Source organism: Eisenbergiella porci (assembly GCF_009696275.1).
GTDB lineage: Bacteria > Bacillota > Clostridia > Lachnospirales > Lachnospiraceae > Eisenbergiella > Eisenbergiella porci.
In genome coordinates this window covers 18,061-32,516 of sequence record NZ_VUMI01000038.1, presented here as the reverse complement: position 1 = coordinate 32,516, position 14,456 = coordinate 18,061, and the positions used below count along the sequence as shown (strand labels likewise).

The following is a 14,456-nucleotide window of genomic DNA, read 5'->3' as shown; positions in this document are numbered from 1 at the left end:
GAGGAAAAGAAAATGATCAAAGAAGCAATCGCATACATCACAAGCCTGGCCGTCGAGGCTCAGGATCCTAAGACTATCGAAATCAACGGCAAGACATACTGCACGAAGAACCTCACGAGATACGACAAGCCAGAGAAGGCGAAGCCAATCGAGGCAACAACCCTCACATCCCTGGTGGACTACATAAAGCAGAGGCGCGACGAGCTCCGCGAGCACATGATCATCCAGGTCGTGAGCCCGACAGAGGTGCGACTCTACTCCGGACTACTGGAGGAAAGAGATCGCGAGGAGCTTTTCACAGCGACCGCGCTGCTGCCACAGTTTGAGTATGGCAGAGAATACAGCCAGGAAGGCTTCCTGATCTCTCTGCAGTCATGCTTCCAGAGTGGAAAAACTGACGACCGCGAGGCCGTGGCAATCCTGGCCAGTAATATCGTCAACGCTCAGTCGCAGACATTCTCGGACGATGGCATCACCCAGCAAGCGGTGATCAAAACCGGAATAACAACCAAAGAACAAGCGCTGGTACCGAACCCGGTGCACCTGACTCCATACCGCACCTTCCTCGAGGTCGATCAGCCTGAAAGTGATTTTATTTTCAGGATCAGCGAAGGCAGAGGCGGCGAACCGGTATTCAAGCTCGTGGCAGCAGACGGAGGGCTCTGGAAGTCCCAAGCAGTCGGAAACGTCAAGAAATACCTGGAGGACGAGCTGGCCGACATCGAGAACCGCGAGCAGATCACAATAATCGCATAAACTTCCCGGCATAAGTGTCGGAAACATCCAGGAGGGCCACGGCTCTCCTGGGAAAATAGAGAGCCCACAACAAAAAGGAGGTACACACAATGAGCGCAACAAACAGAGGAACCAAAAGAAGGGACAATGACTTCTACCCTACACCAGACGACGCGATCAACGCGCTCCTCGACGCTCTCCCTCTGAGGGGGGGGTGGCGCGTACTTGAGCCAGGAGCCGGATCCGGAAACATAGTAAAGGCCCTGAGAAGATACGAAGGCATGCACATCGACGCACTTGAGATACGCGAGGAGGAACGCGAACACCTGGAGCCACTCGCCGACCGGGTGATCATCGGCGACTATATGACGGCCGAGCTCGAACCATACGACCTGATCATCGGCAACCCACCGTTCTCGGAGGCCATGGCCTTCGTCAAGAGGAGCCTCGAGCTCGTGAAACCTGGCGGCATGGTGATCTTCCTACTCCGCACGGCCTTCCTGGAGTCAGACGCTCGCTTCGAGTTCTGGAAGGATCCAGAGAACCAACTGGCCGGACTATACACACTACACAAGCGGCCGAGCTTCACCGGAAAAGGAACGGACGCGACAAGCTATTCCTGGTTCGTATGGCAGCCAGGAGGTGACGGAAAACAGACGATCAAGGTCATTTAAGGAGGTACAGACAATGACGAGAACTGACGCCGAGAATGTGGTAAAAGCATTGACAGGAAAACCGTTTATTTGCCATCCGACAAGGATCGAAACAGACGGCGGACGCTATGCAATAACAACAAAGGCACACCTAGACAGACTTGAGGAAATGGATCGAAAAACAAAGAAGGAGGACAAGACATGAAAAACATGGTTTATATATGCTCGCCGTTCCGAGGGAGTAGCAAGGTTAGCGAAGCGGAAAACATCCGCAGAGCGCGCCACTATTGTGAGATCGTAGCAAGACTCCACCCGGAGCTCATGCCGATCGCGCCGCACTTATACTTCCCACAGTTTATGGACGACCGAGATCCAGACTGCAGAGCCTACGGACTGGCCAAAGGCATCGAGCTCCTAGATCTATGTGATACCATCGCAGTCGAAGGTCTGGGAGTAATGGAGCCAAGCGAAGGCATGGCCAGGGAAATCGAATACGCAAAGAGCCACGGCATCAAGATCGTGGATATTGAATACTTCACAAGACCGAAGGCAGCAAAAGACGCTGCAGACAGCGCAGCAGCTCCGGCGCTAATGCCAGCAACATAGGAGGCGCGCATGGGATATAAGCAAAAACACCCGTACTTGAGCCAGATCACACAGGTCCTCAGGTACAAGATCAAGGAGGTACTACATGGCAGCAAAAGGGAAAAACCGGGAAGGCTACCCGGATCCGACAGCAAGCGAGGCCATCGGAAAGGTGGCCAACTATGAAAGAAGGATAAAAGGCAGACAGTCAAGGATTGCCGGGGAACACTTCGAGAGCATGCTCCAGGCTTCTCTCGACTTCTACCGAGATCTAAACCTGGCATACATAGAAAAGACACCGGAACCGATGAAACCGATCCGGCCAATAGGAGCCGGACGCTTCGAGGCATGCTACACGAAAAGCGGACAGCCGGACTTCAAAGGAACACTCACCGGAGGTCGCTCGATCGTATTCGAGGCAAAACACACAGACGGAGACCGGATCGAAGCCAGCAGACTCACCGAAGAACAGATCAAGGCCCTGGAGACACACTACCAGCTCGGCGCTGCTGCTTTTGTCGTTGTGAGCATCGGGCTCCAGGACTTCTACCGGATCCCCTGGGAAGTTTGGAGAGACATGGAAAAGATATACGGACACAAGCACATCAAACAGACGGAGCTTGAACCGTTCCGCGTGGCCTACATGGCCGGCGTGATCAAGGTCCTGGATGGCGTAGAGCTTGAATACGGAGAGGAAGGCGAAACAGATGGAAACCAATGAGCACAAAATAATTTTTGACCACGCGATCGACCTGGAAAAAATCGCAGCAAGCGGCCAGTGCTTCCGATGGAAGAAACTCGGCGACGGATGCTTCGGGATCCCGTCCGCTGGAGCATACACCAGGGCCAGACAGATCAACCCGTTCATGATTGCGATCACCGACACAGCATACGCGGCATACTGGGAAAACTACTTCGACCAGGCTGGCCGATTATACAACAAAGCGCTGAGCCAGGCCGAGAAAATGGACCAGGCCGGCGATCAATTCATTAAAAAGATACTGGAGGCAGCAGCTCAGGAAGTCGTCGTGCTCAACCAGGAACTCTGGGAGATAATGGTCAGCTTTATGATAAGCCAGAACAACAACATCCCGCGGATCAAGAAAACGATCGACGCCATGTGTGAATACTTCGGAGAGCGGCGAACGGCAGCGAACGGTGACGAATACACAACCTTCCCGGATCCTGAGAAATTGACAGACCTGGAAGCGCTCCAGGGACTCGGCCTCGGCTATCGCGACAAATACATCGCGACACTGGCCCAGAACGTCGCAAGCGGCAAGGTGAACCTGATCAAGCTGGCCGCCATGGACTACGCAGACGCCAGGACGTACCTGAAAAGCATCTACGGCATAGGTGACAAGGTGGCCGACTGTATATGCCTTTACGGCCTGGGACATAAAGAGAGCTTCCCGATCGATACCTGGATCAGAAAAGTCGTGGCCAATGAATACGGCGGAAAGTTCCCGGTAGAGAATTACATCGGGACAGCCGGCATCGTGCAGCAGTGGATCTTCTACTACATGCAAACGAGGAGGTGCGAAGAACATGGAGCCAGGGAGAATAATTGAAAGCATAAAAGACCACGCGGTCCGCGGGATGTTCTCGTTTTGCGGCTACGAATTAAGCAGAAACGAGGCCGAGACCGTCGTCGCGGCGCTGACTGAGTATATAGAGAACCACAAGGAGGAAAAGCATGGAGAAAAAGCGAGTCTATGACATCGACGCCATAGAAGGCATGAAACACCTGGCCAGTGAGTCGGTGGATCTCATATTGTGCGACCTTCCATACGGAGCAACAGCCAACGGATGGGACACACCGATCGACATGGACGAACTCTGGGAGCAATACCGGAGGATAATAAAGCCACGCGGCGCCATCGTGCTTTTTGGATCTGGAGCCTTCACTGCAGAGCTGATCATGGCCGGACGCAGCATGTACCGGTACAGCCTGATATGGGAAAAACCAAACGCCACCGGCTTCCTGAACGCGAAACTCATGCCACTGAGAGCCCACGAGGATCTGGCCGTATTCTACAAGAAGCCGCCGACATACAACCCGCAAATGAGCACCGGGCACAAACCGGTAAACAGATACACAAAGACGAACGACGGCACGAACTACCAGAAAACACGAACGATCTCCGGAGGAGGAAACACAGACCGGTACCCGAGGTCGGTGCTCCGCTTCGGTTCAGATAAACAGAAAAGCAGCATACACCCAACACAGAAACCGATCGCTCTCCTCCGCTGGATCATCCGGACATATACAAACACCGGGGACGTCGTCCTGGATAACGCATGCGGCAGCGGGAGCACTCTCGTCGCCGCTGAGCTCGAGGGAAGGGACTGGATCGGCTTCGACAACGGAACATGTAAAAGCAAGCACAAGCAGCTCGACGGCCGAAAGTGGGCCGACATAGCTGCCGAACGAGTAAAGAAAGAAGGAGGAACCACATGAAAGCACACGAAAAACTAGCCGAGGCTATTGAGGCCTCACCGCTCTCTCTTGAGGAAATTGCAGAACGCTCACACGTAACACCGACAGCCCTGAGAAGATACGCAGAGGGAAAACGAATACCAAGAGGTCCTGAGATCTTCAACATCGCCAAAGTGCTCGACATGGATCCGAAGTACATGCCAGGGCATCCGAACAACCCAGCCAGGAAGGACCAGGCAAGCAAGCTCAGGAACCTGGTCGGACTCCAGAGGCAAAAAGAAGGCAAAAAGGGCCCGGGCTTCTGCAGTCTGATAATGGCAACGTGCCCGGAACCTGAGCCGGAAAACCAGACCGAGGAAGCGTGCGGCCGCTGCCCTCTCGCAAAGATGGCCAAAGAATACAGAGAGAAGGCCGAGAAGATAGACAGAGAAGGCAGAGGCATCCGCTATTGACGGCTGAGTATAGCAAGATCATCAAGGTCCTGGAAGCCATCGAGGGGCTCGAAGGTGATCAGGCGGCAGCAGTCGCCGAGGCATGCGACATCATAAGCGACTACGATGCAGCGTGCCAGAGTGCCGCAAGAATGACGGCCAGGTATGAGACGACGGCCCTGGCAATTAAAAAGGACGACTTCGGGTACTGCTGCCCTACATGCGGCAGATGGATCCGAGTGCCGGACTCCTGGTGCCACTGGTGCGGCCAGCGGATCGAGTGGGATGCGATTGCACGCGATCGCTACAAAGAAGAAAGAAACCAAAGGAGGACACACAGACAATGAGCAAAGACAAGGAAGTAAAACCGAAAGGAATGGCCGGAGGGATACCGGTATATTGTGCGCACGACGAGATCGTTGACATCATAAAGCTAATACCGAACCCGGCGAACCCCAACAAGCACCCAGACGACCAGATCAAGCTCCTGGCCAAGATCATCAAGAACGGAGGCTGGAGGCAGCCGATCACAGTGAGCACCCGCTCCGGGTACATAGTAAAAGGCCACGGCCGACTCATGGCCGCCCAGCTCGGGAACATGGAGCAAGCGCCGGTCGACTACCAGGACTACGCAAGCGAGGCCGAGGAGTATGCCGACCTGATCGCGGACAATAGGATCGCGGAGCTCTCAGAGATCGACCAGAAGATGCTCGCCGACGTGTTCGCAGAAATCGACACCGGAGAGATTGATCTGGACCAGACCGGGTACACCGACGAGGAAGTTGAGAAGCTGGTCACATCACTGAGCGAGGCGCTGCACGATGATAACCCGGGCGAACAGGGGGACGAAACGGAAACGGACGAACCGCCAGAAGATCCGTTCACTGAGGCCGGCGACCTTTGGCTTCTCGGCGATCACCGCCTCTACTGCGGAGACAGCCTTAAGATGGCCGACGTCCAGAAAGCGACGGGTGGTCAACGCGCTGATCTCGTATTCACCGACCCGCCATACGGCATGGGGAAAGAAAGCGACGGCGTCCAGAACGACAACCAAAACCAGAACGATCTGCTCGAGTTCAATAAACAATGGATCGCGCTCAGCTTCGATATTCTGAAGGAAAACGGGAGCTGGTACTGTTGGGGTATCGACGAACCCCTCATGGATATCTACGCCTTCATTCTCCGGCCAATGATCGCAGCAAACAAGATCACATTCAGAAACTACATCACATGGGCGAAGCACTCGGCATTCGGCGTGAATAGCGATCTCATGCGGAGCTACCCAAGAGAAACCGAGAAATGCCTCTTTGTTATGTGCGGCGTCGAAGGCTTCAACAACAACAAAGATCATTTCAACGACGCATACCAAGCCATGCTCGACTACATGATCGGCGAGGCTCAGAAGGTCGGGCTCAAAGCAAAGCAACTCACCGAGATCACGGGAGTCCAAATGTGGGGGCACTGGTTTAGCAAATCGCAATTCACCCCGATCCCAGAGCGGCACTACAAGAAGCTCCAGCAAGCCTTCAAAGGGCGTGCCTTCAGCCTCTCTCATGAACAAGTTATGAAGCTGCGTAATAAGCCGTCCGCGGAGTACCAGAACATGAAGGCCGAGGCGATGGAGCTACGGGCCTTCTTCGACAACACCCACAACGACAGTGAGGAGCACGAGATCATGACCGATGTGTGGCGTTTCCCAATCACGAACATGAGCGAGAGAGATGACGCCGGCGGCCACGCAACACCGAAGCCGATCGTGCTGTGCGAGCGGGCCATCCTAAGCAGCAGCCGCCCGGGAGAGCTCGTGGTCGACTTCTTCGGTGGATCCGGATCAACCCTCATAGCCTGCGAGAACACCGGGAGAAACTGTGCCACGCTCGAGCTCGAGCCGAAATGGTGCGACGTGATCGTCAGAAGGTACGCCAAAAACACCGGGGATATCGGAGGCGTGCGACTAATCAGAAAAGGAAAAGAAGTGCCAAGATCTGAGTGGGACGCCCTACTCGACGGCATAGAGTAAAAGGAGGACCAAAGGATGCAAGAGCAAGGAACAACCGAACAGCAGAAAAAACCGACAGAGGTGATCAAAGAGAGGCTCCAGGCTCACGTCGATCTAATCAGGGAGTACGAGAACCAATGCGAGCGCCTGGAAAGACTGACGGCATCCATGACAGCGCCAAAGGCTCAGACATACGACGGCATGCCAGGAGGGACACCGGAAAGCGATCCGATGGCTCTCCAGGTGGCCAGGAAGATCGAGCTCGAGGAAAACATCGCGCACCTATTGAAAGAGATCCGATACGACGAGGGAAAGATCGACGCCATCATCAAACAACTAGACAACGCCGAGGAGCGGTGCATCCTTCGCCTGAGATACATCGACGCCGAGGACTGGGTGGACGTAGCCTGGATCCAGTACCACAAGAAGAAAGACTACAAGAGGAACACCAGCGGGTACCTAAAGCGGGCATACAATAAACACGGTGAGGCACTGGCACACCTGGCAGAGATCGAAGCGCCAGAAGCCTCGTAGAGCGTCAAAAAATGCCGTACCCTTCCAATGTATCACCGGGACAAATAAAAGCCAAGGAAGGCGGCAAGAACAAAGCGACGCGGGCATCATAGAGGGATAGATCCGGATAAGAAAAGACAAAGACGGATAAAGCTGGAACGCACCGGCCAAACAACCGCCGTATTATATACACTGACAGAAACGAGGAGAGCTCACGAGGGCGCTCCTCTTTTTATTGCAACAAGGAAGGAGGAACGACATGGCACAAGGATCCATGAGCGTGGCCATCAAGAACCACGCGGAACTGATCAAGAACCTCAAGGCGATGAACAAGGACGCTGAGAAAGCACTGAGCCGGACCGTCTCCGACTTCAAAAGCCGAGCCCCTGGCTGGGTATCTCAGGCCGTGACAGACGAGTACACCATCAAGAAAAAGGAAGTCAAGGACGCCATGACCGGAGCAAAGAAAGCCGGGAGCATAAAGGTCGAGGGCACACAGATCGACAACATCCAGCTCGTGTTCGAGGGCCGAAGCCTGACACCGACACACTTCAAAATGTCGCCGAAGAAACCGAGCACCGTGCGACAGAAGCCTCGACTCATTCCAGGAGAAGGAACCAGCTCAGCAAGCGAGGTCGTAATGGCCGCGCCACTGAAAGCTCAGACCATCACCGTGGAAATCCACAAAGGACAGAAGGTGGAGCTCTCCGGCAAGTACGCCCCGGCCCCGTTCCTGGCGACCAACAGAGGCGACGGCTACATACCATTCCAGAGACGAGGAGAAGAACGCTCCGACATCGTCAGCATCAAGACGACCAGCGTGCCGCAGATGATCACAAACGAGAAGGTGGCCGCTGCCATCCAGGACAAGATCAGCGAGGAGCTGCCGAAGCGTCTCGAGTACCACGCCTCGCGCATGGGGAAGGGCTGACACTCCGCCCCACTCCACCGGGCACGACCGGACGGCCACGGGCCACACGCCAGGAGCCGCACACCAGGGCCGCGCCCCACGCGTCGGCCTCGAGAACAACGCGCAAGACGACTCGAAGGTTCAAACGCGAAGCGACGCGCTCCACGGGGCCTTCCAGGCGTCCAAAACGGCTGCGGTGCTGGCGAGCCCAAAATCTGAAAATTTTTTGCTGGGAAATTTTCCGGCGTTTCGTTTCGTCGGAGCGACCGGATCCCTCCGGCCAAATTCCAAGGAGGTGGTCACATGGCTGAGGCGAAGCAGAACCTCCAGAGCACCGATGTGATCGCCAAGCTATTCGGGCTCACAACCAGGAGGATCCAGCAGCTAACAAAGGAAGGCGTGATCCAGGCCGTCAAGGTCAAGGGCGCCAACCAGTACGACCTATTGCCTACGATCCAGGCGTACATCAAATACCTGAGCGACAAGGCGAACGGTCGAGAACAAAAGAACAACGAAAACACAGCGGCCAAGGAAAAAGCCGAGGCCGATCTCAAGACCGCAAAGGCCGAGATCGCTCAGCTTCAACTTGACGAGCTCAAAGGAAGGATGCACCGATCGGAGGACGTGGCCGCCATGACTTCTGACCTGGTGTACGCAATCAGGAGCATGATCATCGCCCTACCCGGCCGCCTGGCCGTGGATGTGGCAGACGTGAACACGGCGCCAGAGTGCTCCGAGATAATCCGGCGCGAATGTTACGCGATCCTGGAGGAGCTCTCGCAGTATGAGTACAACCCGGACGCCTACGCGAAGCGCGTGCGCGACCGAGAAGGCTGGAGCGAGGTGATCACCGATGAGCAAGACGACTAAAAAGGCCGCGGCAGCTCTCAACGCCGCGATCGCTCCAGAGGTGGCACACTTCAAACCGCCGGAGAACCTAACCGTCGACGAGTGGGCTGACAAATACCGGCGCCTCTCCCCTGAGAACTCGGCAGAGGCCGGACCATGGAGAACCAAGAGGACACCATACCTGGCCGAACCGATGAAAGCGTTCACGGATCCGAAAGTCAGGAAGATCGTCATGGTCGCAGCTTCCCAGGTCGGCAAGTCTGAGCTGGAGCTCAATATAATCGGGTACATTATGGACCAGGATCCTGGCTCCATCCTATTCGCGCAGCCTTCTCTCGAAGATGCTCGAAAGTTCTCCCGCTTGAGGATCTCACCGATGGTCAGAGACTCAAAGGTACTACGCCAGAAGGTGACAGAGATCAGAGGAAAAGACACAACGAGCACTGTGCTCCAGAAGTCCTTCCCTGGCGGCATGCTCACCATCACCGGATCGAACAGCGCCAGCGCCCTGGCATCCACCCCGGCCAGGTACATCCTCGGAGACGAGCGAGATCGCTGGGCTATATCGGCCGGCAGCGAAGGCGATCCCTGGGCTCTTGCCGAAGCGCGCCAGGCGACCTTCTACAACGCGAAGGCCGTGGAGGTATCAACTCCAACAATTAAAGGACGCAGCAACATCGAGACGAGCTACTACCAGGGAACCCAGGAGCGATGGTGCCACCGCTGCCCTCATTGTGGGGAATACAGCGAGATCACCTTCGGGCGGATCCGCTTCCAACATAAAAAAATAAAAGCACCAAACGGGCGCATGGCCAATAAGGTCGTCGGCGCCATCAATTATGTGTGCCCTGAGTGCGGGTGTATTAGCACAGAGGCCGAAATGCGAAAGCAGCCGGCCAAGTGGATCGCAACCAATCCGGAGGCATACGAGAACGGCGTGAGATCGTTCTGGCTATCGGCCTTCGCTTCTCCGTGGACTCCATGGAGCAAGATCGTCGTCAAATTCCTGGATGCTCAAGGGGATCCGGAACGGCTCAAGGTAGTCTGCAACACTCTCCTCGGGGAATTGTGGGAGGACCGCACTGCAGTCGTGGACGACGACGAAATGCTAGGCCGGCGCGAACACTACGACGCAGAGCTTCCGGACGGAGTTCTGGTCTTAACTTGCGGCGTAGACACTCAGGACAACCGTCTCGAGTACGAGGTCGTAGGCCACGGACACGGTGGCGAGACCTGGGGGATCAAGCGCGGGTACATTATGGGTCGGCCAGACACCCAAGAACCGTGGGACCGTCTCGACGACCTGATTGATCACACGTACACATACGCAAGCGGCAAAGGCCTCAAGATCTCGATCACATGCGTCGACTCTGGCGGTCACTTCACCCAGGAGGTGTACGAACAATGCCGCGCCCGTCTCGCGAAGCATGTGTTCGCAATCAAAGGAAAAGGCGGCGAGGGTATTCCATACATTAACCCGCCGAGCAAGGTGCCAATCCGGGACAACAAGCGCGTGCGCTGCTGGCTCTACACTATCGGAGTTGACGCCGGAAAAACGATGATATACAACGCCCTGGAAGTCCAGGAACCTGGCGGTACCAAGTATTGCCACTTTCCAAATAATGACGACCGAGGCTACGACGCGGGCTACTTTAACGGCCTATTATCCGAGACACCGGTACTCACAAGATCAAACGGCCGCGACAAAGTGACGTGGAAAAAGCTGCCAGGTCACGAAAGAAACGAGCCACTCGACCTTCGCAATTATGCACTGGCCGGGTACCGTATCGTCGATCCGGATCTGGATGCGATTGAGCGAAGGCTCAAAGGCCTGGAAGAACCCAAAGCAAAACCGGAACCACCAAAAAGACACAACAAGCGCCGTGACATATACGACGGCGAATGGTAAGGAGGCACACCATGACAAAGCAAGAGAAAATCAAAGACCTCCAGGAGAGACTCGAGCTCTACAAAGGCCGCGAGAAGGAAATGCTCACCGGAGGCGTCCAGTCCTACGGCGTAGGATCCAGAAACGCTACCAGGTACAACACCGACCTCGCCCAAGTGAGGACGGCGATCAAAGAGATTGAGGCAGAGATCTCCGCGCTGGAGTGCAAGACTCCACGCAAGGCGGTCGGCGTGATCCCGCGCGACTGGTAAAGGAGGGGCAATATGGAACAAACAAACAACGTCGAGGTAAAGCGAACCGGTGGCAAAGCTCCAAGGGCATCCGCTTCGGGTTATAGTGACGCCGGAGCAAGCTGGAACAAGAAAGCTCTCAAGAGCTTCCTGGCATACAGTTCCGGAGCACACCAGGACATCGATGAAAACAACTACACACTCCGGCAACGGGCCAGGATGCTATACATGGCCGCTCCTATTGCCACGAGTGCGATCAAGACAAACAGAACAAACGTGATCGGGTGCGGCTTAAAACTCCAGGCACGTCCAAACACTGAGCTCCTGGGACTAAGTCCGGAAGCGGCCAAGGACTGGCAAAGAAGGACCGAGGCAGAGTTTGACCTATGGGCCAAGCGAAAGAAGTCGTGCGATGCGACCGGCGTCAATGACTTCTACGGGATCCAGCAGCTTGCTCTTATGAGCTGGCTCCTATCCGGCGACGTTTTTTGCATTATGAAGCAAGTGCCCGCTACTGCTGCCACGCCCTACTCTCTCCGCTTGCATCTAATCGAAGCTGACCGAGTAAGCACACCGGGATCACCTGGCGCAACCTTCTCGAATATGACGGAAGGCATCGCGAAGAACGGCAACAAAATCTACGACGGCGTAGAGGTCGATAAGAACGGCGCCATCGTGGCGTATTACATTTGCAACAACTACCCGAACGAGCTCAAGATGGCCGTCAGTGAATGGACTCGCGTCGAAGCATACGGATCCCTCACCGGACAGCCGAACATTATCCAGATCATGGAGTCAGAACGTCCGGAGCAATACCGAGGCGTCAGCTACCTGGCCCAAGTGATCGAGCCGCTTCTCCAGATACGGAGATACACAGAAAGCGAGCTGACCGCTGCCCTGATCGAGAGCTTTTTCACGGCGTTCGTTATGACTGAGAACCCCGAGGAAAATCCGTACAACGAAGCCGGACAACCTCAGATAGATCACAGCGACGACGAGTACGAAATGGGACCGGGCCAGATCAACTACATGAAGCCGGGCGAGTCCATAACCTTCGGAACACCATCGAGACCAAACAGCGGCTTCGACGCGTTCATTCGAGCATTATGCGAACAATGTGGCGCCGCCCTAGAGATACCGGCCGACCTACTTCTCAAGAGTTTCAATAGCTCGTACAGTGCGAGCCGTGCCGCTCTCCTGGAAGCATGGAAGGCCTTCAAGATGCGCCGCGAGTGGTTCGTGTCTGATTTTTGCAAGCCAATCTATGAGATCTGGCTGTCTGAGGCCGTGGCGCGTGGACGCATCCAGGCCCCTGGCTTTTTCAATGATCCGCTGATCCGTGAAGCGTGGCTCGGATCTGAATGGGTTGGTCCTTCTCAGGGACAGCTCGATCCTACCAAGGAGATCGAGGCAGAGATCAAGGCCGTCGAGCACGGCTTCTCTACTCACGAGCAAAGCACGATCAAGCTCAACGGTGGCCAGTGGGAGTCCAATGTGGCACAACTGGCCCACGAAAACAAAATACTAAAAGAGGCCGCCGGAAGTGACGCGGCCCAGGCAAAGGAGGACTAAGCCAATGAAGCAAAACAGCATCAAGATCCTGGCCGGCCCGGCGCCATCAGGCCAGACCGCTCCGCGTTTCTGGAACGTGATCAGCAACGACGGCGACGCTGAGATCACCATATACGGTGAGATCGTAAGCCATCGCCCGACCAACTGGTTCACCGGAGAACCTGAGGACGGACTCTACACATCGCCGGAAGGCTTCCTGGAGGATCTGGCAACAATCAAAGACGCGGCGAACATAACCGTCCGGATCAATTCGGTCGGCGGGGATGTTTACACAGCGATCGGCATCGCCAACAGACTCAAGGAGCTGAAAGGAAACACGGTGGCAATAATCGACGGCATAGCTGCCAGCGCTGCCACAGTCGTCGCTATGGGATGCGACACCATCAAAGCATACAACGGCTCGATGTTTATGATCCACGAGGCTCTCACCGAGCTATATGGAGCATACAACCACAAGGCCTTGCTTCTGGTCAATAAAAGGCTGGAAGCAGCCAACTCAGCGGTCGCCGAACAGTATCACGGAAAGACAGGCATCGAGATCGACAAGATCAGGAGCCAGATGGCCGCCGAAAAATGGATGACTGGCCGCGAAGCTCTTGAGGAAGGCTGGATCGACGAAGTGATCGACGGCGATGATCCAAGTATGAGCATCACAAAAGACGGCAGCACTCTCACCGTCAACGGCCTCAGCATGAGCGCCAAAGGCTTCGACCATATTCCTGAGTCGGTGCCAGTAGTAAAAGCAACCACACAACCTAGTGCAACCCCGGCGCCAGGTGCTTCCGCACGCCAGGCGAAGGATGCAAATAAAAACACAAACCCAAAGGAGGTACACAAAATGACACTGGAAGAATTACAGAACCAGGAACCTGAGCTCGTGCAGCAGATCAGAGCCCAGGCACACGACGAGGCTGTCTCAGCAGCGATCACAAGCGAACGCGAACGCCTCAGAGGGATCAGCGAGATCGCGGCAGCAGTCGGTGACCAGGATATGATCAACGAGGCCATGTACGGCGAGAAGGCTTGCACAGCTTCCGAGCTCGCTCTCCGCGTAATGCAGAGAGACGCCCAGAAGGGACAGCAACACGTCGCAGACACTCAGGCCGACTTCCAGGCAAGTGGCGCCGCTGGTGTAACAGCAACCCCTAACGCTGGCAACCCTGAGCCACAGAAGCCAGAAGGCGAGACAGAAATGAGCGAGGAGGACGCGATCGCGATGATCCTCGGCACACCTACAAACAAGGCAAAGGAGGACTAAGCCAATGAAAGCAAACGAAACAATCGGAACTTTTGCATACGACGGCTTGATCATTGACGGAAAGCACAGCCTCGACGTCAAGAGCATCACCATCACCGTCGAGAAGGACAAAACCTTCGCACGCGGCACACTGATCGGATCCGATGGCAAGATCTTCGCCGGAACCGAGGGCCAGACTCCTGATTGCATCCTCACAGACGAGGTGGTCGGAACTGGTGCCGCAACAGTCGTAACAGCATACAAGAGCGGAAACTTTAACAAGGGCGCGCTCATTGTAGCAAGTGACTACACACTCAAAGACGCGGACATCGAAAACATGAGAAAAGTCGGACTTTTCGTCGAGTCCGTCGCAGACTAAGAAAAGGAGGACGA

At 55.4% G+C, this 14,456-nt stretch carries 19 protein-coding genes; all 19 read left to right on the top strand.

What is annotated here, in order from left to right; genetic code table 11:
• Nucleotides 1-12 precede the first annotated feature (12 nt).
• Nucleotides 13-756, top strand: a complete 744-nt coding sequence (locus FYJ45_RS19875) for a hypothetical protein (protein ID WP_154466929.1) — start codon at nucleotides 13-15, stop codon at nucleotides 754-756.
• An 89-nt stretch (nucleotides 757-845) separates the two neighbouring features.
• On the top strand, nucleotides 846-1,409 hold the full coding sequence (locus FYJ45_RS19870) for a class I SAM-dependent methyltransferase (RefSeq protein WP_154466927.1): 564 nt from the start codon (nucleotides 846-848) through the stop codon (nucleotides 1,407-1,409).
• A 13-nt stretch (nucleotides 1,410-1,422) separates the two neighbouring features.
• Nucleotides 1,423-1,593, top strand: a complete 171-nt coding sequence (locus FYJ45_RS19865; protein ID WP_154466925.1) for a hypothetical protein — start codon at nucleotides 1,423-1,425, stop codon at nucleotides 1,591-1,593.
• The gene (locus FYJ45_RS19860; RefSeq protein WP_154466923.1) at nucleotides 1,590-1,994 is read left to right on the top strand and encodes a DUF7768 domain-containing protein; all 405 of its coding nucleotides are present in this window, start codon (nucleotides 1,590-1,592) and stop codon (nucleotides 1,992-1,994) included. The genes FYJ45_RS19865 and FYJ45_RS19860 overlap by 4 nt, the downstream gene beginning before the upstream one ends.
• Nucleotides 1,995-2,079: 85 nt before the next feature.
• Nucleotides 2,080-2,694 carry a Holliday junction resolvase RecU gene (locus tag FYJ45_RS19855; RefSeq protein WP_154466921.1) on the top strand — a complete coding sequence of 205 codons (615 nt, stop codon included), beginning with the start codon at nucleotides 2,080-2,082 and terminating at the stop codon, nucleotides 2,692-2,694.
• Nucleotides 2,681-3,544, top strand: a complete 864-nt coding sequence (locus FYJ45_RS19850) for a DNA-3-methyladenine glycosylase family protein (RefSeq protein WP_154466919.1) — start codon at nucleotides 2,681-2,683, stop codon at nucleotides 3,542-3,544. Before FYJ45_RS19855 ends, FYJ45_RS19850 begins: the two co-directional genes overlap by 14 nt.
• Entirely contained in the window at nucleotides 3,522-3,692 is a 171-nt protein-coding gene (locus FYJ45_RS19845) for a hypothetical protein (protein WP_154466917.1), read from the top strand. Before FYJ45_RS19850 ends, FYJ45_RS19845 begins: the two co-directional genes overlap by 23 nt.
• Nucleotides 3,670-4,434, top strand: a complete 765-nt coding sequence (locus FYJ45_RS19840) for a DNA-methyltransferase (protein WP_235930909.1) — start codon at nucleotides 3,670-3,672, stop codon at nucleotides 4,432-4,434. The genes FYJ45_RS19845 and FYJ45_RS19840 overlap by 23 nt, the downstream gene beginning before the upstream one ends.
• Entirely contained in the window at nucleotides 4,431-4,865 is a 435-nt protein-coding gene (locus FYJ45_RS19835) for a helix-turn-helix domain-containing protein (protein WP_154466915.1), read from the top strand. The genes FYJ45_RS19840 and FYJ45_RS19835 overlap by 4 nt, the downstream gene beginning before the upstream one ends.
• Nucleotides 4,866-4,996: 131 nt before the next feature.
• The gene (locus FYJ45_RS19830; RefSeq protein WP_154466913.1) at nucleotides 4,997-5,191 is read left to right on the top strand and encodes a hypothetical protein; all 195 of its coding nucleotides are present in this window, start codon (nucleotides 4,997-4,999) and stop codon (nucleotides 5,189-5,191) included.
• The gene (locus FYJ45_RS19825) at nucleotides 5,188-6,864 is read left to right on the top strand and encodes a site-specific DNA-methyltransferase (RefSeq protein ID WP_154466911.1); all 1,677 of its coding nucleotides are present in this window, start codon (nucleotides 5,188-5,190) and stop codon (nucleotides 6,862-6,864) included. Before FYJ45_RS19830 ends, FYJ45_RS19825 begins: the two co-directional genes overlap by 4 nt.
• A 15-nt stretch (nucleotides 6,865-6,879) precedes the next feature.
• Nucleotides 6,880-7,377 (top strand): hypothetical protein, encoded by a 498-nt coding sequence (locus FYJ45_RS19820; RefSeq protein WP_154466909.1) that lies wholly within the window; start codon nucleotides 6,880-6,882, stop codon nucleotides 7,375-7,377.
• A gap of 238 nt (nucleotides 7,378-7,615) precedes the next feature.
• Nucleotides 7,616-8,287 carry a hypothetical protein gene (locus FYJ45_RS19815; protein ID WP_154466907.1) on the top strand — a complete coding sequence of 224 codons (672 nt, stop codon included), beginning with the start codon at nucleotides 7,616-7,618 and terminating at the stop codon, nucleotides 8,285-8,287.
• Nucleotides 8,288-8,569: 282 nt separating this feature from the next.
• Entirely contained in the window at nucleotides 8,570-9,136 is a 567-nt protein-coding gene (locus FYJ45_RS19810; protein ID WP_154466905.1) for a protoporphyrinogen oxidase, read from the top strand.
• Nucleotides 9,120-11,024, top strand: a complete 1,905-nt coding sequence (locus FYJ45_RS19805) for a phage terminase large subunit family protein (RefSeq protein WP_154466903.1) — start codon at nucleotides 9,120-9,122, stop codon at nucleotides 11,022-11,024. Before FYJ45_RS19810 ends, FYJ45_RS19805 begins: the two co-directional genes overlap by 17 nt.
• Before the next feature lie 11 nt (nucleotides 11,025-11,035).
• Complete coding sequence (locus FYJ45_RS19800; protein ID WP_235930908.1) at nucleotides 11,036-11,275, top strand: hypothetical protein; 240 nt, start codon at nucleotides 11,036-11,038, stop codon at nucleotides 11,273-11,275.
• A 12-nt stretch (nucleotides 11,276-11,287) separates the two neighbouring features.
• On the top strand, nucleotides 11,288-12,826 hold the full coding sequence (locus FYJ45_RS19795; RefSeq protein ID WP_154466899.1) for a phage portal protein: 1,539 nt from the start codon (nucleotides 11,288-11,290) through the stop codon (nucleotides 12,824-12,826).
• Between the two features lie 4 nt (nucleotides 12,827-12,830).
• Nucleotides 12,831-14,084, top strand: coding sequence for a head maturation protease, ClpP-related (locus FYJ45_RS19790; protein WP_154466897.1), 1,254 nt, complete (start codon nucleotides 12,831-12,833; stop codon nucleotides 14,082-14,084).
• 4 nt (nucleotides 14,085-14,088) lie between these two features.
• Nucleotides 14,089-14,442: a hypothetical protein gene (locus FYJ45_RS19785; protein ID WP_154466895.1), complete on the top strand. Its 354-nt coding sequence runs from the start codon at nucleotides 14,089-14,091 to the stop codon at nucleotides 14,440-14,442.
• Nucleotides 14,443-14,456: the final 14 nt, after the last annotated feature.

Excerpts from the sequence above, each read along its gene's own strand:
- FYJ45_RS19875 (WP_154466929.1), top strand. The coding sequence starts at position 13 with ATGATCAAAGAAGCAATCGCATACATCACAAGCCTGGCCGTCGAGGCT.
- FYJ45_RS19870 (WP_154466927.1), top strand. The coding sequence starts at position 846 with ATGAGCGCAACAAACAGAGGAACCAAAAGAAGGGACAATGACTTCTAC.
- FYJ45_RS19865 (WP_154466925.1), top strand. The coding sequence starts at position 1,423 with ATGACGAGAACTGACGCCGAGAATGTGGTAAAAGCATTGACAGGAAAA.
- FYJ45_RS19860 (WP_154466923.1), top strand. The coding sequence starts at position 1,590 with ATGAAAAACATGGTTTATATATGCTCGCCGTTCCGAGGGAGTAGCAAG.
- FYJ45_RS19855 (WP_154466921.1), top strand. The coding sequence starts at position 2,080 with ATGGCAGCAAAAGGGAAAAACCGGGAAGGCTACCCGGATCCGACAGCA.
- FYJ45_RS19850 (WP_154466919.1), top strand. The coding sequence starts at position 2,681 with ATGGAAACCAATGAGCACAAAATAATTTTTGACCACGCGATCGACCTG.
- FYJ45_RS19845 (WP_154466917.1), top strand. The coding sequence starts at position 3,522 with ATGGAGCCAGGGAGAATAATTGAAAGCATAAAAGACCACGCGGTCCGC.
- FYJ45_RS19840 (WP_235930909.1), top strand. The coding sequence starts at position 3,670 with ATGGAGAAAAAGCGAGTCTATGACATCGACGCCATAGAAGGCATGAAA.
- FYJ45_RS19835 (WP_154466915.1), top strand. The coding sequence starts at position 4,431 with ATGAAAGCACACGAAAAACTAGCCGAGGCTATTGAGGCCTCACCGCTC.
- FYJ45_RS19830 (WP_154466913.1), top strand. The coding sequence starts at position 4,997 with ATGACGGCCAGGTATGAGACGACGGCCCTGGCAATTAAAAAGGACGAC.
- FYJ45_RS19825 (WP_154466911.1), top strand. The coding sequence starts at position 5,188 with ATGAGCAAAGACAAGGAAGTAAAACCGAAAGGAATGGCCGGAGGGATA.
- FYJ45_RS19820 (WP_154466909.1), top strand. The coding sequence starts at position 6,880 with ATGCAAGAGCAAGGAACAACCGAACAGCAGAAAAAACCGACAGAGGTG.
- FYJ45_RS19815 (WP_154466907.1), top strand. The coding sequence starts at position 7,616 with ATGGCACAAGGATCCATGAGCGTGGCCATCAAGAACCACGCGGAACTG.
- FYJ45_RS19810 (WP_154466905.1), top strand. The coding sequence starts at position 8,570 with ATGGCTGAGGCGAAGCAGAACCTCCAGAGCACCGATGTGATCGCCAAG.
- FYJ45_RS19805 (WP_154466903.1), top strand. The coding sequence starts at position 9,120 with ATGAGCAAGACGACTAAAAAGGCCGCGGCAGCTCTCAACGCCGCGATC.
- FYJ45_RS19800 (WP_235930908.1), top strand. The coding sequence starts at position 11,036 with ATGACAAAGCAAGAGAAAATCAAAGACCTCCAGGAGAGACTCGAGCTC.
- FYJ45_RS19795 (WP_154466899.1), top strand. The coding sequence starts at position 11,288 with ATGGAACAAACAAACAACGTCGAGGTAAAGCGAACCGGTGGCAAAGCT.
- FYJ45_RS19790 (WP_154466897.1), top strand. The coding sequence starts at position 12,831 with ATGAAGCAAAACAGCATCAAGATCCTGGCCGGCCCGGCGCCATCAGGC.
- FYJ45_RS19785 (WP_154466895.1), top strand. The coding sequence starts at position 14,089 with ATGAAAGCAAACGAAACAATCGGAACTTTTGCATACGACGGCTTGATC.